The organism is Pseudomonas simiae, assembly GCF_900111895.1.
Taxonomy (GTDB): domain Bacteria; phylum Pseudomonadota; class Gammaproteobacteria; order Pseudomonadales; family Pseudomonadaceae; genus Aquipseudomonas; species Aquipseudomonas simiae.
In genome coordinates, this window is sequence record NZ_FOKB01000007.1 from 195,080 (window position 1) to 221,306 (window position 26,227).

Sequence of the window (26,227 nt, forward strand, 5' to 3'; positions counted from 1 at the left end):
GTTCTGACGTGCAGGCCTTTATCTTGCCCTTATCTCAGCTGGAATGCGATCAATGTGGGAGCCGGGCTTGCCCGCGAGGGCGGTGGGTCAGCTCCCATATTTGGACCGTGCTCAGTCAGAGGGATTGCGGGGTTGAGCGAGCCACAATGGCCTCCACCGCCACACCGCGCGGCAAGGTGCCATACACCCGACCGGACGATTCGCCCAATCGACTGGCGATAAACCCATCGCTGACCGCCGCATTGCCGGCTTCCAGTAACAGCTTGGCCTGCAACGCCACTGCGATATCTTCGGTGAGTTGCCGAGCGCGGTACTGGATATCCTGGGTGTCCATGAACGCCGTTTTCAGCTGCTCGATATGCCGCGCCAGCAACCGGTCGCCATGCCCATCACCCAACTCGACAAACAACGCTTCCAGTACGCCGGGTTCTTTCGACAATGCGCGCAGCACGTCCAGGCATTGCACGTTGCCGGAACCTTCCCACGTCGAATTCACCGGTGCCTCACGGTACAGGCGCGGCAGGATGCTGTCCTCGACATACCCGGCACCGCCCATGCACTCGGCGGCTTCGTTGATCATGGCCGGGGCACGCTTGCAGATCCAATACTTGCCCACCGCCGTCACCAGCCGGGCGAACTTGGCTTCCTGCTCATCCCCCAAATGGTCCAGCGCCCGGCCCATGCGCAGGCTCAAGGCCAGAGCGGACTCGCTTTCCAGCGCCAGGTCCGCCAACACATTTTGCATCAAGGGCTGTTCGCTGAGTACACGGCCGCCCACCGAACGATGGGCACAATGATGGCTGGCCTGGGTCAGCGCCTGGCGCATCAACGCGCTGGAGCCGACCATGCAATCGAAGCGGGTCATGGCGACCATCTCGATAATGGTCGCCACGCCACGACCTTCTTCGCCAATCATCCAGGCCAGGGCACCACGGAACTCCACCTCGCTGGAGGCGTTGGAGCAGTTGCCGAGCTTGTTTTTCAGGCGCTGGATGTAGAACTCGTTGCGCGTGTCATCCGGGCGGTGCCGGGGCAGCAGGAAACAGCTCAGGCCCTTGTCGGTTTGCGCCAGCGTCAGGAAGGCATCGCACATCGGTGCCGAGCAGAACCACTTGTGGCCCACCAGTTCATAGGCTTGCCCCGGCCCACCGGCGCTCACGGGGTAAGCGCGGGTGGTGTTGGCGCGCACGTCGGTGCCGCCCTGCTTCTCGGTCATGGCCATGCCGAGCGTGGCGCCAGCCTTGTGGGCGATGCCGACATTGCGCGGGTCGTATTGGGTAGTGAGGATTTTCGGCAGCCAGGTCTCGGCCAGATCAGGTTGCAGGCGCAGGGCCGGTACGCAGGCGAACGTCATGGTCAGCGGGCAGCCGGTGCCGGCTTCGGCCTGGCTGTGCAGGTAGGTCATGGCGGCGCGGGCCACATGGGCGCCGGACTGCGGATGCGCCCAAGGCAGCGAAGGCAAACCGTGTTCGACGGCCGTGCGCATCAATTCGTGGTAAGCCGGGTGAAACTCCACCAGGTCGATGCGATGACCATAACGATCATGGCTGCTGAACACCGGTTTGTTTTGATTCGCCAGGAACCCGGCTTCCATCAGCGGCCCGCCGGCCAGCGCACCATAGGCATCGATGCGCGCTTGCGCCCAGCCGGCACCAAAGCGGCGCGACCATTCCTGCAGGGGCACATCGATACGGTACAGGTTGGTGCCGTCCAGGGACGGTGGCTGGTTGGTGACGTCGTGGGTTTCGGCAAACTGATGCAGGTTCATGACGGGCCTCCTGGAAAAAGGCCCATTTCGATCGAAGCTCGCTCCTGCACGGTGCCCGTCGATTGAGGCCGGTTTTTTCAGTTAAGCACTGCTACGACGCTTAAAAAAGTGGCATACCCGCCGAATACGCGGCGCTTTCACCCTCTGCCGGACACAACAACCGACGCTCCAACACCGCCTGCAAGGCCTCGAAACGCACAGGTTTGACCAAGTGCTCAGAGACGCCGATGCCATGACAGCGCTCTCGCTCCGACACATTCAGCGACGTACTCAGGGCGATTACCGGCAACTCGCCGCAGCCCGGCAGTGCACGGATCTGACAGCACAACGAAAACCCCCCTTCGGGAATATCCAACAGTACGGCGTCGAAATCCCCCGCTTGCAAAGCCGCCAACGCGTTCGGGCCCGTGTCCACGGTTTTTACCCGGTAACCGAGCTTGAGCAGCATGCCGCGCACGACCAATTGGCCGACGCTGTTGTCATCCACCAACAACACCGAACACTCCTGCGGCGCGCGTTGCCGATCCGGCGCTGGCTTGGAGTCTGACGCTACCGGGCTGACTTCCAGTTCCAGCTGAAAGCGACTGCCTTTGCGCGGCTCGGAATGATGGGTGAGACGCCCGCCCAGCAACTCGATCAGTTGCCGACAGATCGCCAAGCCGATACCCAGGCCGCCATACTCGCGGGTGGAGGAGCCATCCAGCTGGAAGAAACGCTGGTACAGGGTCGCCTCGTCGAGGAAAGCAAAGCCGATACCGGTGTCGGTAACGATAAAGCTCAAACGCAGACCGCCGTCACTCTGGGGCACACCCACCACACGCAGGCGCACCGAGCCTTCGTGGGTAAATTTGAAGGCGTTGTCCAGCAGGCAATCCAGGCTCTGCAGCAGTTTGTCGGCGTCACCCAGTACGCGGTCCGGCAACTCGTCCGCCACGTCGATGGAAAACGCCAGGCCTTTACTCTGGGCGTTGGCGGTGAATTGCTGGCGCAAGGTGTCGAGCGTACCGCGCAGGCTGAATACCTGGGGCTGGGCACTCAGGCGACCAGCCTGCAGCTCGGTGAGGGTGAGGATGCCGTTGACCATGCGCATCATGTCCCGCGCCGAACCGGCGGCGGTTTGATGGTATTGCGCCAGGTCCGCATCCAGGGGCACGGTCTGCATCAGTTCGAGGGAGCCGATCACGCCGTTCATGGGCGTTCGCAGTTCGTGGGTCAGGGTGGCGAGGAATTCATCCTTGAGCCGATTACTGCGGGCCAACTGCTGGTTGAGCACTTCGAGTTTCTGGCTGGCATCGAAGAGGATCTGCGCCTGTTGCTCGCGCATGGAATTGATGCGGTCGGCCAGAGCCAGGGACAGCAACGCCACTTCAATCGCCGAGCCGATCTGGCTGGCGTACATGGTCAGGAATACGTTGGGCAAGTAACCCAGCACCATCAACGTATTCACCACCCCGCCCAACAGGAACGCCGACCAGGCGATGATGAAATAGCGCGCCACCCGCTGCCCGCAGTACCAGGCCTTAATGGCGGCGACGAAGATGGTCACGGTAAACACCAGCGCCAAGCCGGTAGCCAGGCGCAGCGCCAGGGCGTAGCTGGTCATCAATGACAACAGCATCACCACACCGCCACAGGCCACCAGCGCCAGCAGCAGCCGGTTGATCCAGCGACTGTGCTGGGCCGTGTGCAAAAAGCTGCGCGCAAACAGGCTGCCAAACAACGCCGCCGAGCCAATCAGAAACGGCGTCGCGGCATTCGCCCACCAGGGGTTGTTCGGCCAGAAATACTCCACCGCCGCGCCGTTGACCGACAGCTGATACATGCCAAACGAGGCGATATAGAAGATGTAATAGAGGTAGCTGGTGTCGCGCACGCTGAGGTAGATGAACAAGTTGTAGACCAGCATCCCCAGCAGCACGCCATAGATCAGGCCCAGCACATACAGGCGCAGCGGCTGTTGCTCCAGGTAGGCGGTGCTGGACCAGAGCGTCAACGGCGCCTGGATCGAGCCTTCACTTTGCAGGCGCAGGTAGACGGTCTTGGCCTCGCCCGGCGCGAAGTCGACCTTGAACAGGTAGTTGTTCTGGCGGATCTCACGCGCGGAAAACGGCAGCGCATCGCCCGTGCGCCCCGCCAGGCGATAGGTGCCGCTGCTGTCCGGCAAGTACAGGTCAAGATGGTCGAGCGGCGGGTAGGCCAGCTCCAGCAACCAGGTGCGCTGCGCTTCGGCCTGAGTCGGCAGGTAGTGCAAATTGACCTTGAGCCAGAACACCGAGCGCGAGTAGCCGGCATTCAGGGTGTCTTTATCGTGGGGTTTGAACTGCGGGGTGGCGGAAGGCGCACTGACGTCCGCGATGGTGAGGGCATCGGTCGGGTCTTCGAGCACTTGAATGGCTCGGCCCAACGGCAGGCTTCGCGTGTCCTGGTTGAACTCGATGGCGTTGGCGAACAGCGGCAGCCCGCTCAACAAAAAAATCAGCAAATAGCGCATAGAGCCCCAGCGTGGCCTGTCCGGTCATGTCAAAAAAGCCCCCCATTCCTTTTGAGAAGACGTACACCGGCAATACAGTCAGTAGTTTGGATCCACTCTAGCATAGCTGCCAAAGGCCACTAGACACCATTGAAATAATTTTTTGAAAGGCTCTAGATCGATGCTTTCAGCGATTTTTGTCGTCTAAAAAACCGCCAAAAAAGCGTCACTGCAGTGACAAAATTCAGCCATCGCCAGACGGCCCCGCCAAAAGCGTTTGGTGGTAAGCTCGCGCACCATGAATATCTACAGCTCTCGTCCCGTTGTCCTCTGTCTCTCCGGCCATGACCCCAGTGGTGGCGCCGGCTTGCAGGCAGATATCGAAGCCCTGCTCGCCCAGGGTTGCCATGCGGCTCCGACCGTTACCGCCTTGACCGTGCAAAACACCGTCAACGTCAGTGATTTCCGCGTGCTCGACCGCGAGTGGGTACTGGCCCAGGCGAATGCTGTACTCGGCGATTCCGAGGTGGCGGCGGTCAAGCTGGGCATGCTCGGTTCCACCGCGATGGTCGACACCGTGGTCGAACTGCTGCAGGCGCATCCGCACCTGCCCGTGGTGTGCGACCCGGTGCTGCGCGCCGGCGGCGGCGGCAGCCTGGGCAAGGACGACGTCGGTTATGCGATGCGCGAGCGGTTGCTGCCGCTGTCGCTGATCGCCACGCCGAACCTGCCGGAAGCGCGCATCCTTGCGGAGCTGCCTGAAGGCACGGCGGACGAATGCGCCGAGAAGCTGCTGCCGTACATCAAGCACCTGCTGATCACCGGCGGCCATGGCGACGAGCACGAAGTGCACAACCGCCTCTACAGCCGCGATGGCACGCGCCAGACCTTTACCTGCCAGCGCCTGCCCGGCAGCTATCACGGTTCGGGCTGTACGTTGGCCAGCGCGTTGTCCGGTCGGATTGCCCAGGGCGAAGGCTTGGTCAGCGCCGTGCAATCGGCCCTCAACTACACTTGGCGCACCCTGCGTGATGCCGAACAACTTGGCCAGGGCCAGTTTGTACCACGCCGGTTGCCGCTGGATTTCTGCTCGTAAGACTAAGAGGCCTGCCCGATGAAACTACGTGGCCTTTACGCCATTACCGACAGCCAACTGCTGGCCGGGAAATTCCTCGCCTACGTCGAAGCCGCGTTGGACGGTGGCGTGACCCTGCTGCAGTACCGCGACAAAAGCAGCGACGAAGCCCGGCGCCTGCGTGAAGCGGAAAAGCTGCGGGAGCTGTGCTCGCGCTATAAGACCCAACTGATCATCAACGACGACGCTGAACTGGCCGCGCGCCTCGGCGTCGGCGTGCACCTGGGCCAGACCGACGGCCCGCTGACCCCGGCCCGGGCCCTGCTCGGCTCCAAGGCGATCATCGGTTCCACCTGCCACAGCCAGATCGAACTGGCCGAGCAGGCGGCCAAGGAAGGCGCCAGTTATGTCGCCTTCGGCCGCTTCTTCAATTCCAACACCAAGCCTGGCGCGCCTGCCGCGACCGTGGAGATGCTGGCCCAGGCCCGCACACGTTTGCAGCTGCCAATCTGCGTGATCGGTGGCATCACCCTGGAGAACGCCGAGCCCTTGGTGGCCCATGGCGCCGACCTGCTGGCGGTGGTGCACGGCCTGTTTGGCGCCGACAGCACCCAGGAAGTCACGCGCCGCGCCCGTGCGTTCAACGCCCTTCTTAAGATTTGATTTCAGAGAGCCCGATCATGTCCCGTTCCGAAACGCTGTTTGCCAATGCCCAGAAACACATCCCCGGCGGTGTGAACTCCCCCGTGCGTGCGTTCAAGAGCGTGGGCGGCACGCCGCTGTTCTTCAAGCACGCCGAAGGCGCCTACGTCACCGACGAAGATGACAAACGCTACGTGGACTATGTCGGTTCCTGGGGCCCGATGATCCTCGGCCACAGCCACCCGGACGTGCTGGATGCGGTGCGCAAGCAGCTGGAACACGGCCTGTCCTACGGCGCGCCGACCGCCATGGAAACCGAGATGGCCGACCTGGTCTGCTCGATCGTACCGTCGATGGAAATGGTGCGCATGGTCAGTTCCGGCACCGAAGCCACCATGAGCGCGATCCGCCTGGCCCGTGGTTTCACCGGCCGCGACAGCATCATCAAGTTTGAAGGCTGCTACCACGGTCACTCCGATAGCCTGCTGGTGAAAGCCGGTTCCGGCCTGCTGACCCAAGGCGTGCCAAGCTCCGCCGGTGTGCCGGCGGCATTCGCCAAACACACGCTGACCCTGCCGTTCAACGACATCGCCGCCGTCGAGCAGATGCTCAATGAAGTGGGCAAGGACGTGGCGTGCATCATCGTCGAGCCGGTGGCCGGCAACATGAACTGCGTACCACCGGCACCAGGCTTCCTCGAAGGCCTGCGCGCGCAGTGCGACAAACACGGCGTGGTGCTGATTTTCGACGAAGTGATGACCGGTTTCCGCGTCGCGCTCGGCGGCGCCCAGGCTCACTATGGTGTCACGCCGGACCTGAGCACTTTCGGCAAGATCATCGGCGGCGGCATGCCGGTGGGCTGCTTCGGCGGCAAGCGCGAAATCATGCAACACATCGCGCCGTTGGGCCCGGTGTACCAGGCGGGCACCTTGTCGGGTAACCCGCTGGCCATGGCCGCCGGCCTGACCACCCTGCGCCTGATCAGCCGCCCGGGCTTCCACGCCGAGCTGACCGACTACACCACGCGCCTGCTGGACGGCCTGCAACAGCGCGCCGATGCCGCCGGCATCCCCTTTGTTACCACCCAGGCGGGCGGGATGTTCGGCCTGTATTTCAGCGGTGCCGACGACATCGTGACGTTTGATGACGTAATGGGCAGCGACGCCGATTTGTTCAAGCGTTTCTTCCACTTGATGCTGGAAGGCGGTGTGTACCTGGCGCCAAGCGCTTTCGAAGCCGGCTTCACCTCGATCGCCCATGGCGAAGCCGAGCTGAAGTTGACCCTCGATGCCGCCGAACGCGCCTTTGCTGCACTGAAATAATTGGCCGAAAAAATCAGGCACCGCGCAAACGGTGTCTGATTTGCTACTTTGCTTACAGAGATTTCCGCGTTTTTTAGAGAAATCACCTGCAATCCGGCAGATAACTTGCCCAAGCAGCAGAAAAACGAGTAAAGACTTTGTAAGCAGAGGCCTGCTTATTTCATAATGCGCGCTTATTGGATCCCCCGAGGATCCGCGCGCCCCGTCAGAGGTAAGTCGATTCCCATGAAACGCACCGGCCGCACCCTGGTTCTGGGCTGCCTGTTGCTCCTTCAGCCGCTGCTGGCGCATGCACAAGCAGGCGGCAACTCGTTGTTAATCCCAGCGATGGGTCGTTGCACCCTCAATACCCAGCCAGACAGCCAGGCCGAAGCCTTGAGCGCGTGCCAGAAACAGGCCGACGGCGGGGATGCGCAGGCGCAATACGAGTTGGGCGAGTACTTCCACGACAGTAAAAACCCGGCCCGCGACCTCAACAAGGCCTTGAGCTACTTCGAGAAAGCCTCGTTGCAAGGTCACGCCCAGGCGCAATTCGAGCTGGGAAACATGTTCTTCAAAGGCGAAGGCGTGCCGGCCAATAACGTGCAGGCGTACATCGTGCTGAAAATGGCCGCGGTCAACGGCGCCGAAGACGCGCTGGACACGGCCGACGAAGTCGCCGAGCACATGCAGCGCGATGAACTGGAAGTCGCCACCCAGGTGTTGGGCCAGATTTTCCGCAATTACCTGCAGGAATTGCAGAGTGCCGATGGGCGCTCGCCCTTTTCACCCCTGCCCTGAGTCTTTGATGCTTTTTAGGGCCTCTTCGCGAGCAAGCCCGCTCCCACATTTGACTGCATTCCAAAGCTGGAACTCATCACGTGTGGGAGCGGGCTTGCTCGCGAATAGGGTCGACGCGGTCTAAAGCCCTACTTCTCAGGCATCGGCATCGGAAACGGCATGACATTGCTGGTGCCCCGCGCCTCGCTGATCTTCGGCGTACCCAGGCGCTCGACTTCATCGATGCGCACGATCGAATGCATCGGCACAAAACTGCGCACCACGCCTTCAAATTGAGCCTTGAGCTTCTCTTCGCCCGGATCGACGACCAACTGGGTGCGCTCGCCAAAGACGAACTCTTCCACTTCCAGGAAGCCCCACAGATCACTTTGATAGATCTGCTTGGCGTACATTTCGAACACCTGGCCCTGGTTGAGGAAAATCACCTTATAGATTGGAGCTTCACGTTTGGTCATGGTGGGCGAACAACACATCGGGGATATAAAAGAGGGCGCGAACTATAGCATGGCACCCGATGCACAACGCTAGGAACCAATGGGCATGCCCCCTATAATGCGCGGTTCTTTACCACCAGTTGACGATTCCCATGGCCAAGAAGCTTTATATCGAAACCCACGGTTGCCAGATGAACGAGTACGACAGCTCGCGCATGGTCGATCTGCTGGGCGAACACCAGGCCCTGGAAGTCACCGCCCGCGCCGAAGATGCCGACGTGATCCTGCTCAATACCTGCTCGATCCGCGAGCGGGCCCAGGACCGTGTTTACTCGCAGCTGGGCCGCTGGCGTGAATTGAAACTCGCCAACCCGGACATGGTGATCGCCGTCGGCGGTTGCGTGGCCAGCCAGGAAGGCGCGGCGATCCGCGACCGCGCGCCCTATGTCGATGTGGTCTTCGGCCCGCAGACCCTGCACCGCCTGCCGGAAATGATCGACGCCGCACGCTTCACCAAGCTGCCGCAGGTCGACGTGTCATTCCCTGAAATCGAAAAATTCGACCACTTGCCCGAGCCGCGCATCGATGGGCCAAGCGCCTACGTATCGGTCATGGAAGGTTGCAGCAAGTACTGCACCTTCTGTGTGGTGCCCTACACCCGTGGCGAAGAAGTCAGTCGGCCATTTGACGACGTGCTGTCGGAAATCATCCACCTGGCCGAAAACGGCGTGCGTGAAGTGACCTTGCTGGGCCAGAACGTCAATGGCTACCGCGGTTTGACCCACGACGGTCGCCTGGCCGACCTGGCGGAATTGATCCGCGTGGTCGCCGCCGTGGACGGTATCGAACGCATCCGCTACACCACCTCGCACCCGCTGGAGTTCTCCGACAGCCTGATCCAGGCCCACGCCGAAGTGCCGGAACTGGTCAAGCACCTGCATCTGCCGGTGCAATCGGGCTCGGACCGCATCCTCTCGGCCATGAAGCGCAACCACACGGCCCTGGAATACAAATCCAAACTGCGCAAACTGCGCGCGGCGGTGCCGGGTATCTGCATCAGCTCGGACTTCATCGTCGGTTTCCCTGGCGAAACCGAGAAAGACTTCCAGCAGACCATGAAGCTGATTGAAGACGTCGGTTTCGACTTTTCCTACTCGTTTGTGTACAGCCAGCGCCCGGGCACCCCGGCGGCGGACCTGCTGGACGAAACCCCGGAGGCGTTGAAAAAGGAGCGGTTGAACGCACTGCAACATCGCCTCAACCAACAGGGTTTCGAAATTAGCCGACAAATGGTCGGCTCGACCCAGCGCATCCTGGTCACCGATTACTCGAAGAAAGACCCGGGTGAGTTGCAGGGGCGCACCGAGAACAACCGCATCGTCAACTTCCGCTGCGACAACCCGACCCTGATCGGCCAATTTGCCGATGTGCACATCGATGCGGCGCAGCCACACTCGTTGCGCGGCTCGCTGATCAACTGATCTCGCGGACCGGATGAAGATCAAAATGTGGGAGCTGGCTTGCCTGCGATAGCGATGTATCAGTGCCCTATGTGCCAACTGACCCACCGCTATCGCAGGCAAGCCAGCTCCCACAGGAGTTCTTCATGGTTATCGAGAGTGGGGCCAGGCTATTTAAGTGCTTTCGCACACCGGCGCCTGGCGTTATTCTTTCTTTCACCTCAACAGCCAAAGGGCGGCTAAAAGCGACCTTGAACGCACCCATAGTAGAACCCCATCGTTTTATCCTCGAGCCATTTGAGGCTCGCCGTTTCGCCAATCTGTGCGGACAGTTCGACGAGCACCTGCGCCTGATCGAACAACGCCTGAGCATCGAGATCCGCAACCGCGGCAATCAGTTCGAGCTCATTGGTGAACCCCAACACACCACGTCTGCCGAAAACCTGCTGCGCCGTCTCTACCGCGAAACCAAGGGCAGTGAGCTGTCGCCGGAAACGGTGCACCTGTACCTGCAGGAATCGGCGGTTGAAGACCTGGCCAACAACCCTGTGGCCGAAGCCAGCGTGGCCCTGCGTACCAAAAAAGGCATGATTCGCCCCCGCGGCTTGAATCAGCAGAAGTACGTCAAGGAAATCCTCGGCAACGACATCAATTTCGGCATCGGCCCTGCCGGTACCGGCAAGACCTACCTGGCCGTGGCCTGCGCGGTCGACGCGTTGGAGCGTGAGCAAGTGCGCCGCATCCTGCTGGTGCGCCCAGCGGTCGAGGCCGGCGAAAAGCTCGGTTTCCTGCCCGGCGACCTGGCCCAGAAGATCGACCCGTACCTGCGCCCGCTCTATGACGCGCTGTACGAGATGCTCGGCTTCGAATACGTGGCCAAGCTGATCGAACGCCAGGTGATCGAGATCGCCCCGCTGGCCTACATGCGCGGTCGTACCTTGAACAACAGTTTCATCATCCTCGACGAAAGCCAGAACACCACTGTCGAGCAAATGAAGATGTTCCTCACCCGGATCGGCTTCGGCTCCACTGCGGTGATCACCGGCGACATCACCCAGGTCGACCTGCCCAAGGGCACCAAGTCGGGCCTGGGCCAGGTGATCGAGGTGCTCAAGGACGTGCCGGGCATCAGCTTCACGCACTTCATGCCCAAGGATGTGGTGCGCCACCCGCTGGTGCAGCGCATTGTCGAGGCCTACGAGCGCTTCGAACACCGCGACGATGGTTTGTCCAAGGATGTTCGCCGCGATGCTTGAGCTTGACCTGCAGCTGGCCACCGACGCGCCCGCCCCCAGCGAAGCACAGTTCCGCCAATGGTGCGCCCTGGCCCTGCGCCAGCGCACCGCCGACTCGGAACTGACCATTCGCCTGGTGGACGAGCCCGAGGGCCGCGAACTGAATCACACCTGGCGCCAGAAGGATTACGCGACCAACGTGCTGTCCTTCCCCGCCGACGTGCCGGATGAACTGCTGGATATCCCGTTGCTGGGCGATCTGGTCATCTGTGTCGCCGTGGTGGAGCGCGAGGCAAAAGAACAAGGCAAGGAACTAGAAGCCCATTGGGCCCATCTAGTCATCCACGGCTGCTTGCATCTCTTGGGTTACGACCATATAGACGATGACGAAGCCGAGGAAATGGAAACACTGGAACAAACGTTGCTTGCAGAATTGGGTCATCCGGACCCGTATGCCGACGACGAAGTTTAAAAACACTCAACTGTAACAATAAAGGATTCAGAGTAATCGCTATGAGCGAAGACCGATCGAGCAACGGGCAGAAGTCATGGCTGGGTAAACTGACCCAGGCTTTTGCCCACGAGCCGAAAAACCGCCAGGAGCTGCTTGAGCTGCTGCGCGAGGCCCATCAGAACAAGTTGCTGGACAGCGAAGCGCTGGCCATCGTCGAAGGCGCCATCCAGGTGGCTGACCTGCAAGTACGCGACATCATGGTCCCGCGCTCGCAGATGATCAGCATCAAGGCGACCCAGACCCCTCGGGAATTCCTCCCGGCCGTGATCGACTCGGCGCACTCGCGCTACCCGGTGATCGGTGAAAGCCATGACGACGTCATGGGCGTCCTGTTGGCCAAGGACCTGCTGCCGCTGATCCTCAAGGAGAACGGCGACAGCTTCAACATCAAGGACCTGCTGCGTCCGGCCACCTTCGTGCCCGAATCCAAGCGCCTGAATGTGTTGCTGCGCGAATTCCGCGCCAACCACAATCACATGGCAATCGTGATCGACGAATACGGCGGCGTAGCCGGCCTGGTGACGATTGAAGACGTGCTGGAACAGATCGTCGGCGACATCGAAGACGAGCACGACGTTGAAGAAGACAGCTACATCAAGCCACTGCCCAGCGGTGACTTCCTGATCAAGGCGCTGACGCCGATCGAGAACTTCAATGAGTTCTTCGACAGCGAATTCTCCGATGACGAGTTCGATACCGTGGGCGGGTTGGTGATGAGTGCGTTCGGGCATCTGCCCAAGCGTAACGAAACCACCGAGATCGGCGCGTATCGCTTCCGCATCCTGAATGCCGATAGTCGTCGAATCCACTTGATCCGCCTGACCCCTATTGCCCGCTAAGGAATGACATGCAGCGCCTAACCCGCCCCGGCTGGCCCGGTAATCTGCTGGCCGTGGTGGCCGGTGCCATCACCACCCTGGCGTTGGCGCCGTTCGACGTGTGGCCATTTGCGCTGCTGGCGGTCGGACTGTTCTATATCGGGCTGCGGGACCTGAGCCCGCGCCAGGCCCTGGGCCGTGGCTGGTGCTTCGGTTTCGGCTTGTTCGGCGCCGGCACCAGCTGGATCTACTACAGCATCCACCACTTCGGCGGCGCTTCGGTGCTGCTGGCGGGTTTCTTGATGCTGCTGTTTACCGCCGCCATCGCCTGGTTCTTCGCGCTGCCCGCGTGGTTATGGGCGCGCTGGTTGCGTCGTAACGAGGCCCCATTGGCGGATGCGTTGACGTTTGCTGCGTTGTGGGTGGGCCAGGAAGCGTTTCGCGGCTGGTTCCTGACGGGGTTTCCGTGGCTGTACTCCGGCTACAGCCAGCTTGACGGCCCGCTGACGGGTTTGGCGCCCGTGGGCGGTATGTGGCTGATTTCCTTTGCCCTGGCACTCACGGCGGCGCTGCTGTGCAACTTGCCGCGCCTGCTGGCCGGCAAGCGCAACGCATTCATTGGTGCAGGCCTTGTGTTACTGGTCGCGCCCTGGGCGATCGGCCTGGCGCTCAAGCATCACGCCTGGACCAGCCCGTCTGGCGCGCCGCTGAGCGTGGCCGCCATCCAGGGCAACGTCGAACAAAGCATGAAGTGGGACCCGGAGCAGCTCAACGCACAGCTCGCGCTGTACCGCGACATGAGCTTCACCTCCAAGCCCGTCGACCTGCTGGTGTGGCCGGAAACCGCCGTGCCGGTGCTCAAGGAGTCTGTCGAAGGCTACCTGGGCATGATGGGCAAGTTCGCTGCCGACCGGCACACCGCGCTGATCACCGGCGTACCGATCCGCCAGGAAGTGCATCACCAGAAGCGCTACTTCAACGGTATCACCGTGGTTGGCGAAGGTGACGGCACCTACCTCAAACAGAAGCTGGTGCCGTTTGGCGAGTACGTGCCGCTGCAGGACATGCTGCGCGGCCTGATTGCCTTCTTCGATTTGCCAATGTCCGACTTCGCTCGCGGCCCGTCAGACCAGGCAATGCTGCAGGCCAAGGGCTATCAGATTGCGCCGTTCATTTGCTACGAAGTGGTGTACCCGGAATTCGCTGCCGGCCTGTCGGCCCAGAGTGATCTGCTGCTCACCATCAGCAACGACACGTGGTTCGGCCGCTCCATCGGTCCGTTGCAGCACCTGCAAATGGCGCAGATGCGTGCGCTCGAAGCCGGTCGCTGGATGATCCGCGCCACCAACAATGGCGTGACCGGCCTGATCAACCCGTTCGGTCAGATCACCGCGCAGATCCCGCAATTCGAACGCGGCATCCTCTACGGTGAAGTCGTGCCGATGCACAACCTTACGCCGTACCTGCAATGGCGCTCATGGCCGTTGATCATTGTGTGCCTGGGGCTGTTTGGCTGGGCGCTGCTGGCCGGTCGCATGGCCAAAACCGTCTGACAGACAAACGCAGACACCCAATGTGGGAGCGGGCTTGCTCGCGAATGCGGTGGATCAGTCAATACATTTGGTGACTGACACACCGCATTCGCGAGCAAGCCCGCTCCCACATTTTGATTTGCGGTGTTATTGGTAGAACACCCGATACCCCACCTGCCCCACCGCTTCATTGATCAACTGCCCGCTCTGCCACACCGACTTGAACTCCGGCATCCAACCACCCAGCGGCCGGGCGTTGTCCACGCCCAGGAAACCCACGGGCGCCGGGACCACGGTGAAACCGGCCTTTTCAAAGCTCCAGACCGAACGCGACATGTGCCAGGCCTGGGTCACCACCACCACGCGCTTGATACCTTCCGGCAATAGAATCTCGGCACTCATCTGCGCATTTTCCCAGGTCGTACGGCTGCGCTCTTCCTTCCAGCGTACGGTTACACCGAAATCATCCTGCATCGACACGGCCATCAACTCCGCCTCGCTGGGCGGTGTGCCGTAATGCAGGCCACCGGAGGTCAGCACCGGCAAACCGGAAGCCTCGGCCAAGCGTGCGGCGTAGCGCTGGCGCCCCAGGCCGATACCGGTGGGCTGGTCGGTGCCCCAGGCCGGGTCACCGCGTTCACGCCCCGAACCCAACACCACAATGGCGTCGGCGCGCTGGGCCAGGGTGCTCCAGTCCTCACGGGCCAACGGTGGCTCGCTTTCCAGGGCCCGGGCACCCCACTCCACCATCACCGGCAAGCTGATCAGCCACAGGCCACCCAGCCCCAGGGCGAAGCAGCACGCCGCCAAGCGCGGACGGCTGCGACGAAACCACCAGGCAAGGGCCAGCAACAGCAAAAGAATGCCGGGCGGCAGGAGCAGTTGTTTGATGAAGTAACGAATAGGCATCGGGCATCTCCATAGATGCCCGAAGCCTAAGGTGTAACGGGGTTTAGCGACAATCTTTACGGTGACATAGAGCGATGATGCAGTTCAGGGGGGAGTGAACTACTTGTGGCGGGCGGACCGGAGTTTTTCCGCGCCACGACCGGCCGACAAGTCCTTGAGCCACACCACCTTGGCTGAATGCGTAGGCTCCTTGATTGGCGGGGTTGCCACCCAAGGAGGCGCACTGCGCCCATTGCGGTCCAGATAAGCATTGATCAGTTCCAGCTCCGCGCGGCTAAGCCCACGCAGTTCCAACTCAACAGGCCGTTCATCACGCAATCGGCCCGCTGTCCTCGCTGCATCCAATGCACGACCCAATCGGTCGATCAGTCCTTCGTAGATATCCGGTGTCGTTACGATTCGCTGCGATTCAACCATCCCCTCACCTCATTGAAGATATGACTCATTCCCCAATAAACAGCGTAGCCCCCATGGCTGCACCTGCCTGGCGCCGCGACAGACGGCCCTGCCTGCGCAATCAGGGTTTCCCTCGATAGAGTGGGGTCATGTATGCTACGGCGCTTCCTGTAACTCCACTTCCCGCAGGGTTTGGGCACGGACGCGCCGCTTTTTGGTGTCGATCAACCTGAATGTTGCACCGAAGAGGATTAGGCCACCCCTATTCAGTTCAAAAGTAGCCATGCACGAACAATATCAGCCCCGTGAAATAGAAAATGCCGCCCAAACCTTCTGGGACGAGCAAAAGTCCTTTGAAGTCAGTGAACAGCCAGGCAAGGAGACTTACTACTGCCTATCGATGTTCCCTTACCCCAGCGGCAAGCTACACATGGGGCACGTGCGTAACTACACCATCGGCGACGTGATTTCCCGTTACCAGCGCATGCAAGGCAAGAACGTCCTGCAACCCATGGGTTGGGACGCCTTCGGCATGCCGGCGGAAAACGCCGCGATGAAAAACAACGTGGCGCCCGCCAAGTGGACCTACGAAAACATCGCCTACATGAAAACCCAGCTGCGCAGCCTGGGCCTGGCGGTGGATTGGTCCCGCGAAGTGACCACCTGCAAGCCGGATTACTACCGCTGGGAACAATGGCTGTTCACTCGCCTGTTCGAAAAAGGCGTGATCTACAAAAAAAGCGGCACCGTGAACTGGGACCCGATCGACCAGACCGTCCTGGCCAACGAACAGGTGATCGACGGTCGCGGCTGGCGCTCCGGCGCGCTGATCGAAAAGCGCGAAATCCCGATGTACTACTTCAAGATCACCGCCTATGCGGATGAGCTCTTGTCGAGCCTCGACGACCTGCCGGGCTGGCCTGAGCAGGTCAAGACCATGCAGCGCAACTGGATCGGCAAGTCGAAAGGCATGGAAGTGCAGTTCCCGTACAACGTCGACTCGATCGGCGAAGCGGGCGCACTCAAAGTCTTCACCACCCGTCCGGATACCCTGATGGGCGCGACTTACGTCGCCGTGGCCGCCGAGCACCCGCTGGCCACCCAGGCCGCACAGAACAACCCTGAGCTGCAGGCGTTCATCGCCGAATGCAAAGGCGGCAGTGTGGCCGAAGCCGACGTTGCCACCCAGGAGAAAAAAGGCCTGCCCACCGGCCTGTTCGTCGAGCACCCACTGACGGGCGAGAAGCTGCCGGTCTGGGTCGCCAACTACGTGCTGATGCACTACGGCGATGGCGCAGTAATGGCTGTGCCGGCTCACGACGAGCGCGATTTCGAATTCGCCACCAAATACAACCTGCCGATCAAATCCGTGGTGCGCACCAGCTCGGGCGATACCAACCCGGCCCCGTGGCAAGACGCCTACGGCGAGCACGGTGAACTGATCAATTCCGGCGAGTTCGACGGCCTGGACTTCCAAGGCGCTTTCGATGCAATCGAAGTTGCACTGATCAAGAAAAACCTCGGTGCCTCGCGCACCCAGTTCCGTCTGCGTGACTGGGGCATCAGCCGCCAGCGCTACTGGGGCTGCCCGATCCCGATCATTCACTGCGAAAGCTGTGGCGACGTGCCAGTACCGGAAGACCAACTGCCGGTTGTCCTGCCGGAAGATGTGGTACCGGATGGCGCCGGTTCGCCATTGGCGCGCATGCCCGAGTTCTACGAATGCAGCTGCCCGAAATGCGGCCAGCCTGCCAAGCGTGAAACCGACACCATGGACACCTTCGTCGAGTCCTCGTGGTACTACGCCCGTTACGCCTCGCCGCACTACGAGGGTGGCCTGGTGGAAAAATCCGCGGCCGATCACTGGCTGCCGGTTGACCAGTACATCGGCGGTATCGAACACGCCATCCTTCACCTGCTGTATGCGCGCTTCTTCCACAAGCTGATGCGCGATGAAGGCCTGGTGAGCTCCGATGAGCCGTTCAAGAACCTGCTGACCCAGGGCATGGTGGTCGCCGAGACTTACTATCGCCGAGAAGCCAATGGCGCCTATACCTGGTTCAACCCGGCCGACGTTGAGCTTGAGCGCGACAGCAAAGCCAAGGTCATCAGCGCCAAGCTGATCGCCGATGGCCTGCCGGTGGAAATCGGCGGCACCGAGAAGATGGCCAAGTCAAAGAACAACGGCGTTGACCCACAGTCGATGATCGATCAGTTCGGCGCCGACACCTGCCGCCTGTTCATGATGTTCGCCTCGCCGCCCGACATGAGCGCCGAATGGTCCGACTCCGGCGTCGAAGGTTCGCACCGCTTCCTCAAGCGCGTCTGGCGCCTGGCGCACGCCCACATCAGCCAGGGCCTGCCGGGCAAACTGGACGTGAACGCCTTGAGCGACGAGCAGAAACTGATTCGCCGCAGCACCCACCTGGCCATCAAGCAAGCCAGCCAGGACGTGGGCCAGAACCACAAGTTCAACACCGCCATCGCCCAGGTGATGACACTGATGAACGTGCTGGAAAAAGCACCACAAGCGACCGAACAGGATCGTGCACTGGTACAGGAAGGCCTGGAAACGGTCACCCTGCTGCTGGCACCGATCACGCCGCACATCAGCCACGACCTGTGGAACCGCCTGGGCCACAGCGAAGCCGTCATCGATGCACGCTGGCCGGTGCAGGATGACAGCGCCCTGGTACAGGACACGCTGCAACTGGTGATCCAGGTCAACGGCAAACTGCGTGGCCAGATCGACATGCCGGCTACCGCCAGCCGCGAAGACGTTGAAGCGGCTGCCCGCGTCAACGAAAACGTGCTGCGCTTTACCGAAGGCCTGACGATCCGCAAAGTGATCGTGGTGCCTGGCAAACTGGTCAATATCGTCGCTAGCTAATCGGATCGGGCGCAGGGCTTGAGCCCTGCGTCGAACAAAGCCTTCAGGGCCTCGATAAGGCCCACATGGTTTCAAGGGGAGCAACAAAATGATCAAACGCAATTTGCTGGTAATGGGCCTTGCCGTGCTGCTGAGCGCTTGCGGCTTCCAGCTGCGCGGCACCGGCACCAACGACCTGGCGATCAAGGAACTGGACGTCAGCGCCCGCAATGCCTACGGCGACACCGTGATTCAGTTGCGCCAGGTTCTGGAAAACAGCGGCGTGCACGTTTATACCGGCGCGACCTACAAGCTGTTCCTGGCTGATGAGAGAGAAACCCAGCGCAACCTGAGCTACGCCAGCGCCGGCCGTGCGTCGGACATCGAGTTGAGCACCGAACTGAGCTTTCAAATCCAGGGCCGCGACCATCTGCCATTGATGGGTGACAAGATCCAGGTCCAGAAGGTCGTGAGCCACGATGGCAACAACCTGGTGGGCTCGGACTCGGAAATCGTCCAAGTGCGCAAGGAAATGCGTCGTGAGCTGGTCCAGCGCATGATCCTGCGCCTGCAACTGCTGACGCCAGTGCAATTGGAAGCCCTGCAGCAGGCCGCTGACAACAAGGCCAAGGCCGACGCTGATGCGCTGAAAGCCGCCAAAGAGTACGAAGACAACACGCCGAAACAATCGCCTGTTGAAGTACCTGTCGAGTAAGCCAGACGGGGCGCCCCAAACGCCCCGTTCGCCCTGCCTATGAAACTCGCTCCCGCCCAACTCGCCAAACACCTGCAAGGTGGCCTTGCGCCTGTCTATATCGTCAGCGGCGATGACCCGCTGCTGTGCCAGGAAGCCGCCGACGCCATCCGCATGGCGGCACGCCAGCAAGGCTTCGACGAACGCCAGGTCTTCAGCGCCGACGCCAGTTTCGACTGGGGCACGCTGCTGCAAGCTGGCGCAAGCATGTCGTTGTTTGCCGAAAAACGCCTGCTGGAACTGCGCCTGCCTTCGGGCAAGCCGGGCGACAAAGGCGCTGCCGCCTTGATGGAATACTGCTCACGCCCGGCCGAAGACACGGTGCTGCTGATCAGCCTGCCCAAGCTCGACGGCAGTGCGCAGAAAACCAAATGGGGCAAGGCCCTGGTGGAAGGGGCGCACACCCAGTTCATCCAGATCTGGCCAGTGGACAGCAACCAGCTGCCGCAGTGGATTCGCCAGCGCCTGTCCCAATCGGGGCTGTCGGCGACCCAGGACGCGGTGGAGCTGATCGCCGCCCGGGTCGAAGGCAACTTGCTTGCCGCCGCCCAGGAGATCGAAAAGCTCAAGCTGATGGCCGAAGACGGGCAGATTACCGTCGAGACCGTCCAGGGCGCCGTGGCGGATAGCGCACGCTTTGATGTGTTCGGACTGGTGGACGCGATCCTTAATGGCGAACCCGCCCACGCCCTGCGCATGCTCGAAGGCCTGCGTGGCGAAGGGGTGGAACCACCGGTGATTCTCTGGGCCCTGGCCCGTGAACTGCGCGTACTGGCCAATATTGCCCTGCAATACAGCCAGGGCACGCCGCTGGACAAGGCCTTCAGCCAAGCCCGGCCGCCGGTATGGGACAAGCGCAAACCGCTGATGAGCAAAGCGCTGCAGCGGCACTCGGCGCAACGCTGGGCGCAACTCTTGCTGGAAGCGCAGCGCATCGACGCACAGATCAAGGGCCAGGCGGCCGGTTCGCCATGGATGAGCCTGAGCCGTTTGTCGCTGTTGATGGCCGGCCAGCGCTTGACCCTCCCCGCCGAATAACACCCTCTTGAAACACCACGTTCCCCTGTGGGAGCCGAGCTTGCCCGCGATGCAGGCACCTCGTTTTTTCAGAGGCATCGAGCTGATGCTATCGCAGGCAAGCCAGCCCCCACATTCACCGCGCTTACTTCAGCTTACGAAAACACCTACACATCGCCGGGCTTTACAGCGGCCCGACTTCGGCAGATGATTTGCACCGCTTCATCCCACCTGACGAGAGTACCGTCCATGAGCAAAAAGCCATCCAAGCATGGCCCCAACAAGGCCAAATCCATCATCGCCCAGCCACTGTTCCGCAGCCGTCAGGAACGCGCCGGCAAGGGCAAAGGCAGCTACCGCCGCGAAGCCTTCCAGTCTAATAGCTGGGAGGCTTCTTACTTTCTGGCTGCCTGAAGGCAAGCGCCCCTCTGACATGATAAGGTCTGCACCTGATTTGTAATCCCTGGACCTGTGCATGCCCTCTAGTCTTTCCCATCGTTGGCACCTTCGCCAATTGATCGCTGCCTCCAGCCTCATTCTGCTCGTCGCCTGCGCGGAAAAACCGACCGCCGCCGACGCTCAACCCCTGCCCAAACTCCAGACCGCCCCCGTGGTAGCGCCCGCTGTCGTGGCCCCGCTGGCCGTGGACAATCTGGACATCCAACCGACCCAGACCTTCGCCGAATGGCAGGCGGGCTTTCGTGTGCAAGCCCTGCAGGCCGGCATCACCGCTGCCGTGTTCGACAACGCCTTCGCCAATGTCACCCCGGACATGGCGGTGATCCGGGCCGATCGCAGCCAGCCTGAATTTTCCCGCCCGGTGTGGGAGTACCTCGATGGCGCCCTCTCGCCACTGCGCGTACGTAACGGCCAGTCGCTGTTGATCAAGTACGCCGACATCCTGCAAAGCATCGAACAACGCTATGGCGTCGACCGCCAGGCATTGGTGTCGGTATGGGGGATGGAGAGCAACTTCGGCCAGTTCCAGGGCAATAACTCAGTGATCCGCTCACTCGCGACCCTGGCCTATGAAGGCCGTCGCCCAGCATTCGCCCAGGCGCAATTGCTGGCCGCGTTGCAGATCATCCAGCATGGCGATATCCAGGCCGACCAGATGAAAGGCTCCTGGGCCGGCGCCATGGGCCAGACCCAATTCATCCCGACCACCTACAACACCCACGCCGTGGACTTCGATGGCGACGGTCGCCGCGATATCTGGAACAGCCCGGCCGACGCCCTCGCCTCTACCGCGCACTACCTGCAAAGCTCCGGCTGGCAGAAGGGCCAGCCGTGGGGCTTCGAGGTGAAACAACTGCCGGCGAATTTCGATTACGCACTGGCCGATGGCGGCATCCGCAAGACAGTTGCTGAATGGCTGAAACTGGGCATCCAACTGCCGCCGGGCGCAACCCTGCCGCCGAACGTTGACCAACTGTCCGCTGCCTTGCTATTGCCGGCCGGTTACCGTGGTCCGGCCTTCCTGGTGCTGGATAACTTCCGTGCAATCCTCAAGTACAACAACTCGTCGTCCTACGCATTGGCGGTTGGCCTGCTGTCGGAACGCTTCGCGGGCGGTGGCGTGATTCGTGGCGATTGGCCGAAGGATGAGCTGCCGTTGAGCCGCTCGCAGCGTATCGACCTGCAGACAGCCTTGAGTGCCAATGGCTATGACGCGGGCAACCCGGACGGCATTATCGGCGCCAATACGCGCAAGGCGATCCGTGCAGCGCAGCAAGCGCTGGGCTGGCCGGCGGATGGCTATCCGACGGTGAAGCTGCTGGAATCGTTGCAGAACCGCTAGATCGGCTTATGGCTGCCACCGCTTTCGCGAGCAAGCCCGCTCCCACATTTGACCGAGTTCCAACTTTGGAATGCTGACAAATGTGGGAGCGGGCTTGCTCGCGAAGGCGGTTTGTTAGGCGACAACAAGCTCAGGCCTTGAACACCACATCCTGCTCCAACACCACCCTCTTCTCCCCCGCATCCAGCCTGACCAACGCGCCCATCGGCAGCGTCAGATTCGGATCACAATGCCCGCTGCGCCAGCCTGACAGCACCGGAATGCGCAAGGGTTCGAAGGTCTGCTTGAGTAGGCGCTCCAGCGCGGCACCGTCCACCCCCGCCACATCCCCGACCAGCACACCGGCAACCTGCGCCAGCTTGCCCGCCAAACGCAGGTGCGTCAGCAGGCGGTCAATGCGGTAGATCGGCTCGTTGACGTCCTCGATCAGCAGGATGATGCCTTCTGCGTCGATCTCGAAGGGCGTGCCCATGACCGCCGCGATCATCGACAGGTTGCCACCCAGCAAGCGCCCACAGGCAATGCCAGGTTCGAGGGTGGTCAGCGGGTAAGCTGCCGGGTGCGCCAGCACGCTGCCAGCGCCCAATTGGCCGCGCAGCATGCTGAACAATGAAGACTCGGTAGGTTGCTGCTTGTCACCCAACAGGTCGGCGTTGAGCATCGGCCCGTGGAAGGTCACAAAACCGGCGTAGCGGCTGATTGCCAGGTGCAGAGCGGTTATATCGCTGTAGCCTACGAATGGCTTGGGGTTGGCGCGCAACAGGTCGAAGTCCAGGCTGTCGAGCAAGCGTGGCGTGCCGTAACCGCCACGCAGGCAGAAGATGGCGTCGATATCGGGGTTGGCGAAGGCGTTGTGAAGGTCGTTGAGGCGGGTTTTATCGCTGCCGGCGAGGTAGCCATCGCGTTCATAGACGCCGGGGAAGATCCGCAGGTCGTAGCCGCGAGTACGCATCCATTGGCCGGCTTTTTCGACGTCCAGGGTGGCGGGGCCGGCGGGGGCGATCAGGGCGATGGTGCCTTCGCTACGAAGGGCAGGAACGGCGGCGGTCATACACAACTCTCCCTAACTAACGCGGAGCGAAATGTGGGAAGGGGCTTGCCCCCGATAGCGGTGGATCAGCCAGCACATGTAGCGACTGACATACCGCAATCGGGGGCAAGTCCCCTCCCACATAAGCCCCCTCCCACACTGGGCCTGAACCCCGATCAGGAAACCAGGCTAGCCTTGACCAGCTTGGCCTGTTCATCAGCGTGATACGAGGAACGTACCAACGGCCCCGACGCCACGTTCTTGAAGCCCATCTTGTAACCTTCCTCGGCGAACCAGGCGAAGGTGTCCGGGTGCACGAAACGCTGCACCGGCAAGTGGCTGCGGGACGGTTGCAGGTACTGGCCCAGGGTCAGCATGTCGATGTCGTGTTCGCGCATGCGCTTCATGACTTCGATGACTTCTTCGTCGGTCTCGCCCAGGCCCAGCATCAGGCCGGATTTGGTTGGGATGTGCGGCATCATCTGCTTGAATTTCTGCAGCAGGGTCAGCGACCACTGGTAGTCCGACCCCGGACGCGCCGCCTTGTACAGGCGTGGCACGGTTTCCAGGTTGTGGTTGAACACATCCGGTGGCTCGGCGGCGGTGATTTCCAACGCGACCTCCATGCGACCACGGTAGTCCGGCACCAGGGTTTCGAGCATCACGTTCGGCGACAGCTTGCGAATCTCGCGGATGCAGTCGGCAAAGTGCTGGGCACCGCCGTCACGCAGGTCGTCGCGGTCAACCGAGGTGATCACCACGTACTTGAGTTTCAGGTCGGCGATGGCGATGGCCAGGCTTTCCGGCTCGTTGACGTCCAATGGCTTCGGACGGCCGTGGCCCACGTCGCAGAACGGGCAACGACGGGTGCAGATGTCACCCATGATCATGAAGGTGGCGGTACCGCCGGAGAAGCACTCACCCAGGTTCGGGCAGGACGCTTCTTCGCACACGCTGTGCAGCTTGTGTTTGCGCAGCAAGGCCTTGATACGGTCGACTTCCGGCGAAACCGGGATGCGCACGCGGATCCAGTCAGGCTTCTTCGGCAGTTCGGTGGTCGGAATGATCTTCACCGGGATGCGTGCAACCTTCTCGGCGCCGCGCAGCTTGACGCCGGCTTCCACCTTGGCACGCGGGGCCGGGGCCGGACGTTCGGTAACGTCCACCGTCGGGATCATGGTTTGCACTGCATCAGTAGTCATAATCAGTCGATTCCGCCCGTAAGGGTCGTCTGCTCAGCATAGTCGAGGTGTTTGACGAGCTGCGCACGCAGCCGGGCACTTACCTCGGCAAATTTAATCGGTGTGGCATGGTCGCTCAGTTGCGTCATCGCCAACCCGGCATAGCCACACGGGTTGATGCGCCGGAACGGTGCCAGGTCCATGTCCACATTCAGGGCCAGGCCATGAAAGGAACAACCGTGGCGAATGCGTAAACCGAGGGAGGCGATTTTCGCGCCGTCCACGTACACACCGGGTGCATCGGGCTTGGCCGCGGCGCTCACGCCGTAACTGGCCAACAGCTCGATCAGGCAAGCCTCCATACGGCTTACCAAGTCACGTACGCCGAACCCAAGCTTGCGAACGTCCAGCAGCAGATACGCCACCAGTTGACCCGGACCATGGTAAGTCACTTGACCCCCTCGGTCGACCTGCACCACCGGAATATCACCCGGCAGCAACAGATGCTCGGCCTTGCCGGCCTGCCCCTGGGTGAAGACCGGCGGGTGTTCCACCAACCAGATTTCATCGGGTGCCGACGTGCCGCGCTCGTTGGTGAACCGCTGCATGGCGTGCCAGACGGGCTCGTAGTCCATCCGGCCGAGCTCGCGAAAGCCCAGGACGTGAAACATCACAACACCATGTGCACGAAGCCCGTGGCCCGCAGTTCGCTGTTGATGTTGTAGAGCTGGTCTTGATCGATCGCAACGATGTGCAACTGGATCGTGGTGTATTTGCCGGTTGAACTGGATCGTTCGTCCACGCGCTGATCGTTGATCGTTGCGTGTTTACGCACGATCTCAAGGATCAGGTCTTTACGGCCGACACCGGTATCGCTGATCACCTTGATGGGATAGTCCACCACCGGGAATTCGATCTTTGGCGCCTTTACTTCTTTATCGGTCATGGCGTAACGGCCTCGTAAGCGTAAGCCGTGGCGACGGGCAAAGCCCCGCGTCGGATCAACGCGGGGCTTTGCAGGTGCACACTATCAGTTGAACAAGCTGTAGAAGAATAGACGGATGCTATCCCAGACGCGGCGGAAGATACCACCTTCGTCGACGGCGTCCAGGGCGATCAGGTCGGCGCTGTGCACCACTTTGTCGTCCAGCTTGACTTCGACCTTGCCGATCACATCACCCTTGGCGATTGGGGCAACCAATTGCGGGTTCATGGTCATGCTGGCCGCGAGCTTTTTCAGCTGGCCTTTAGGCATGGTCAGGGTCAGGTCGTCGGCCAGGCCGGCTTTGACCTGGGAGGTCGCGCCTTTCCACACTGGCGCGGTCGCCAGCTCAGCACCCTTCTGGTAGAAGGTCTGGGTTTCGAAGAAACGGAAACCGTAGGTCAGCAGCTTTTGCGTCTCGGCCGCACGGGCCTGCTCGCTGTTGGTACCGAAGACCACGGCGATCAAGCGTTGGCCGTCACGGACAGCAGACGACACCATGCAGTAGCCGGCTTCGTCGGTGTGGCCGGTTTTCAGGCCATCGACGGTCTTGTCGCGCCACAGCAACAGGTTGCGGTTAGGCTGCTTGATGTTGTTCCAGAAGAATTCCTTCTGGGAGTAGATAGCGTAGTGCACCGGGTCGACGCGGATGATCGCGCGCGCCAGGATCGCCATGTCGTGAGCCGACGAGTAGTGCTCTGGGTTCGGCAGGCCGGTCGGGTTCATGAAGTGGCTGTTGGTCATGCCCAGGTCGGCCACGGTTTTGTTCATCATGTCGGCGAACGCGTCTTCGCTGCCGGCGATGTGCTCGGCCAGGGCGACGCTGGCGTCGTTACCGGACTGGATGATGATGCCGTGCAGCAGGTCGCTCACGGTGACCTGCGAGCCAACCTTGATGAACATCCGCGAACCGCCGGTACGCCAGGCGTTTTCGCTGACGGTGACCGGGTCGTTCTCGCCGATCTGGCCGCGACGGATTTCCAGGGTCGCGATGTAGGCGGTCATCAGTTTGGTCAGGCTGGCCGGCGGCAGGCGCTGGTCACCGTTGCTCTCGACCAGCACGTTGCCACTGGCGGCATCCATGAGGACCCAGGACTTGGCGGCCAGTTGCGGGGAAGCCGGCACCATTTCAACGGCCCAGGCGGCCGGGGTGATGATCAGCGAAAGAAGCAGGCACGTGCGTTTGGCTAAGGTGGTGATGTTCATCCGTCTCTCGAAATTGCTTATGGAAACTTGCC

The 26,227-nt window shown here is 61.4% G+C and carries 24 protein-coding genes; 14 read left to right on the top strand and 10 right to left on the bottom strand.

Annotated features, from left to right (window positions below; translation table 11 throughout):
* Positions 1–115: 115 nt before the first annotated feature.
* Together BMZ57_RS21310 and BMZ57_RS21315 are read right to left on the bottom strand one after the other, a co-directional pair.
* Positions 116–1,768, bottom strand: a complete 1,653-nt coding sequence (locus tag BMZ57_RS21310; protein ID WP_069673130.1) for an acyl-CoA dehydrogenase family protein — start codon at positions 1,766–1,768, stop codon at positions 116–118.
* A 100-nt stretch (positions 1,769–1,868) separates the two neighbouring features.
* Positions 1,869–4,259, bottom strand: coding sequence for a hybrid sensor histidine kinase/response regulator (locus BMZ57_RS21315; protein WP_069673129.1), 2,391 nt, complete (start codon positions 4,257–4,259; stop codon positions 1,869–1,871).
* Positions 4,260–4,536: 277 nt separating this feature from the next.
* On the opposite strand from BMZ57_RS21315, the gene BMZ57_RS21320 reads away from it, so the two are divergent.
* The 4 genes from BMZ57_RS21320 to BMZ57_RS21335 all read left to right on the top strand — a co-directional run bounded on the left by BMZ57_RS21320 (position 4,537) and on the right by BMZ57_RS21335 (position 8,057).
* Positions 4,537–5,334, top strand: coding sequence for a hydroxymethylpyrimidine/phosphomethylpyrimidine kinase (locus tag BMZ57_RS21320; RefSeq protein WP_021492965.1), 798 nt, complete (start codon positions 4,537–4,539; stop codon positions 5,332–5,334).
* An 18-nt stretch (positions 5,335–5,352) separates the two neighbouring features.
* On the top strand, positions 5,353–5,976 hold the full coding sequence (gene thiE, locus BMZ57_RS21325; protein WP_010206764.1) for a thiamine phosphate synthase: 624 nt from the start codon (positions 5,353–5,355) through the stop codon (positions 5,974–5,976).
* A gap of 17 nt (positions 5,977–5,993) precedes the next feature.
* Complete coding sequence (gene hemL / locus BMZ57_RS21330; protein WP_010206765.1) at positions 5,994–7,277, top strand: glutamate-1-semialdehyde 2,1-aminomutase; 1,284 nt, start codon at positions 5,994–5,996, stop codon at positions 7,275–7,277.
* Positions 7,278–7,502: 225 nt separating this feature from the next.
* On the top strand, positions 7,503–8,057 hold the full coding sequence (locus tag BMZ57_RS21335; RefSeq protein ID WP_010206766.1) for a tetratricopeptide repeat protein: 555 nt from the start codon (positions 7,503–7,505) through the stop codon (positions 8,055–8,057).
* A gap of 128 nt (positions 8,058–8,185) precedes the next feature.
* Here the strand turns inward: BMZ57_RS21335 and BMZ57_RS21340 are convergent, their stop codons facing one another.
* On the bottom strand, positions 8,186–8,512 hold the full coding sequence (locus tag BMZ57_RS21340) for a DUF1820 family protein (RefSeq protein WP_003194436.1): 327 nt from the start codon (positions 8,510–8,512) through the stop codon (positions 8,186–8,188).
* Between the two features lie 131 nt (positions 8,513–8,643).
* On the opposite strand from BMZ57_RS21340, the gene miaB reads away from it, so the two are divergent.
* The 5 genes from miaB to lnt all read left to right on the top strand — a co-directional run bounded on the left by miaB (position 8,644) and on the right by lnt (position 14,071).
* On the top strand, positions 8,644–9,972 hold the full coding sequence (miaB, locus tag BMZ57_RS21345; RefSeq protein WP_021492966.1) for a tRNA (N6-isopentenyl adenosine(37)-C2)-methylthiotransferase MiaB: 1,329 nt from the start codon (positions 8,644–8,646) through the stop codon (positions 9,970–9,972).
* 230 nt (positions 9,973–10,202) lie between these two features.
* A complete protein-coding gene (locus tag BMZ57_RS21350) occupies positions 10,203–11,207 on the top strand; it encodes a PhoH family protein (RefSeq protein ID WP_069673128.1) in 1,005 nt (334 codons plus the stop codon).
* Positions 11,200–11,658, top strand: a complete 459-nt coding sequence (gene ybeY / locus BMZ57_RS21355) for an rRNA maturation RNase YbeY (RefSeq protein ID WP_010206771.1) — start codon at positions 11,200–11,202, stop codon at positions 11,656–11,658. The genes BMZ57_RS21350 and ybeY overlap by 8 nt, the downstream gene beginning before the upstream one ends.
* 41 nt (positions 11,659–11,699) lie before the next feature.
* A complete protein-coding gene (locus tag BMZ57_RS21360) occupies positions 11,700–12,539 on the top strand; it encodes a CorC family transporter (RefSeq protein WP_010206772.1) in 840 nt (279 codons plus the stop codon).
* 8 nt (positions 12,540–12,547) lie between these two features.
* Complete coding sequence (gene lnt / locus BMZ57_RS21365) at positions 12,548–14,071, top strand: apolipoprotein N-acyltransferase (protein WP_010206773.1); 1,524 nt, start codon at positions 12,548–12,550, stop codon at positions 14,069–14,071.
* A gap of 126 nt (positions 14,072–14,197) precedes the next feature.
* Here lnt and BMZ57_RS21370 read toward each other — a convergent pair whose 3' ends face one another.
* Positions 14,198–14,959 (bottom strand): YdcF family protein, encoded by a 762-nt coding sequence (locus BMZ57_RS21370; protein WP_010206774.1) that lies wholly within the window; start codon positions 14,957–14,959, stop codon positions 14,198–14,200.
* 99 nt (positions 14,960–15,058) lie between these two features.
* Positions 15,059–15,376, bottom strand: a complete 318-nt coding sequence (locus BMZ57_RS21375; RefSeq protein ID WP_021492967.1) for a hypothetical protein — start codon at positions 15,374–15,376, stop codon at positions 15,059–15,061.
* Between the two features lie 262 nt (positions 15,377–15,638).
* Between BMZ57_RS21375 and leuS the strand changes: the two genes are divergently transcribed.
* The 5 genes from leuS to BMZ57_RS21400 all read left to right on the top strand — a co-directional run bounded on the left by leuS (position 15,639) and on the right by BMZ57_RS21400 (position 21,796).
* Entirely contained in the window at positions 15,639–18,245 is a 2,607-nt protein-coding gene (gene leuS / locus BMZ57_RS21380; protein WP_010206776.1) for a leucine--tRNA ligase, read from the top strand.
* Between the two features lie 88 nt (positions 18,246–18,333).
* Positions 18,334–18,939: an LPS-assembly lipoprotein LptE gene (locus BMZ57_RS21385; RefSeq protein ID WP_010206777.1), complete on the top strand. Its 606-nt coding sequence runs from the start codon at positions 18,334–18,336 to the stop codon at positions 18,937–18,939.
* 39 nt (positions 18,940–18,978) lie between these two features.
* Positions 18,979–20,016 (top strand): DNA polymerase III subunit delta, encoded by a 1,038-nt coding sequence (holA, locus tag BMZ57_RS21390; protein WP_042571616.1) that lies wholly within the window; start codon positions 18,979–18,981, stop codon positions 20,014–20,016.
* 228 nt (positions 20,017–20,244) lie between these two features.
* Positions 20,245–20,409, top strand: coding sequence for an alternative ribosome rescue factor ArfA (arfA, locus tag BMZ57_RS21395; protein WP_003176285.1), 165 nt, complete (start codon positions 20,245–20,247; stop codon positions 20,407–20,409).
* Positions 20,410–20,470: 61 nt separating this feature from the next.
* A complete protein-coding gene (locus BMZ57_RS21400) occupies positions 20,471–21,796 on the top strand; it encodes a lytic murein transglycosylase (protein ID WP_010206779.1) in 1,326 nt (441 codons plus the stop codon).
* A gap of 130 nt (positions 21,797–21,926) precedes the next feature.
* On the opposite strand, the gene BMZ57_RS21405 is transcribed toward BMZ57_RS21400, so the two are convergent.
* From BMZ57_RS21405 to BMZ57_RS21425, 5 genes are all read right to left on the bottom strand, one after another.
* The gene (locus tag BMZ57_RS21405; RefSeq protein WP_044287938.1) at positions 21,927–22,847 is read right to left on the bottom strand and encodes a S66 peptidase family protein; all 921 of its coding nucleotides are present in this window, start codon (positions 22,845–22,847) and stop codon (positions 21,927–21,929) included.
* A 155-nt stretch (positions 22,848–23,002) separates the two neighbouring features.
* Positions 23,003–24,004, bottom strand: a complete 1,002-nt coding sequence (gene lipA / locus BMZ57_RS21410; protein WP_162098517.1) for a lipoyl synthase — start codon at positions 24,002–24,004, stop codon at positions 23,003–23,005.
* Between the two features lie 26 nt (positions 24,005–24,030).
* Positions 24,031–24,678 (bottom strand): lipoyl(octanoyl) transferase LipB, encoded by a 648-nt coding sequence (lipB, locus tag BMZ57_RS21415; RefSeq protein ID WP_069673127.1) that lies wholly within the window; start codon positions 24,676–24,678, stop codon positions 24,031–24,033.
* Complete coding sequence (locus BMZ57_RS21420; protein ID WP_010206784.1) at positions 24,678–24,953, bottom strand: DUF493 domain-containing protein; 276 nt, start codon at positions 24,951–24,953, stop codon at positions 24,678–24,680. Before BMZ57_RS21420 ends, lipB begins: the two co-directional genes overlap by 1 nt.
* A gap of 84 nt (positions 24,954–25,037) precedes the next feature.
* On the bottom strand, positions 25,038–26,195 hold the full coding sequence (locus BMZ57_RS21425; protein ID WP_010206786.1) for a D-alanyl-D-alanine carboxypeptidase family protein: 1,158 nt from the start codon (positions 26,193–26,195) through the stop codon (positions 25,038–25,040).
* Between the last annotated feature and the right edge of the window lie 32 nt (positions 26,196–26,227).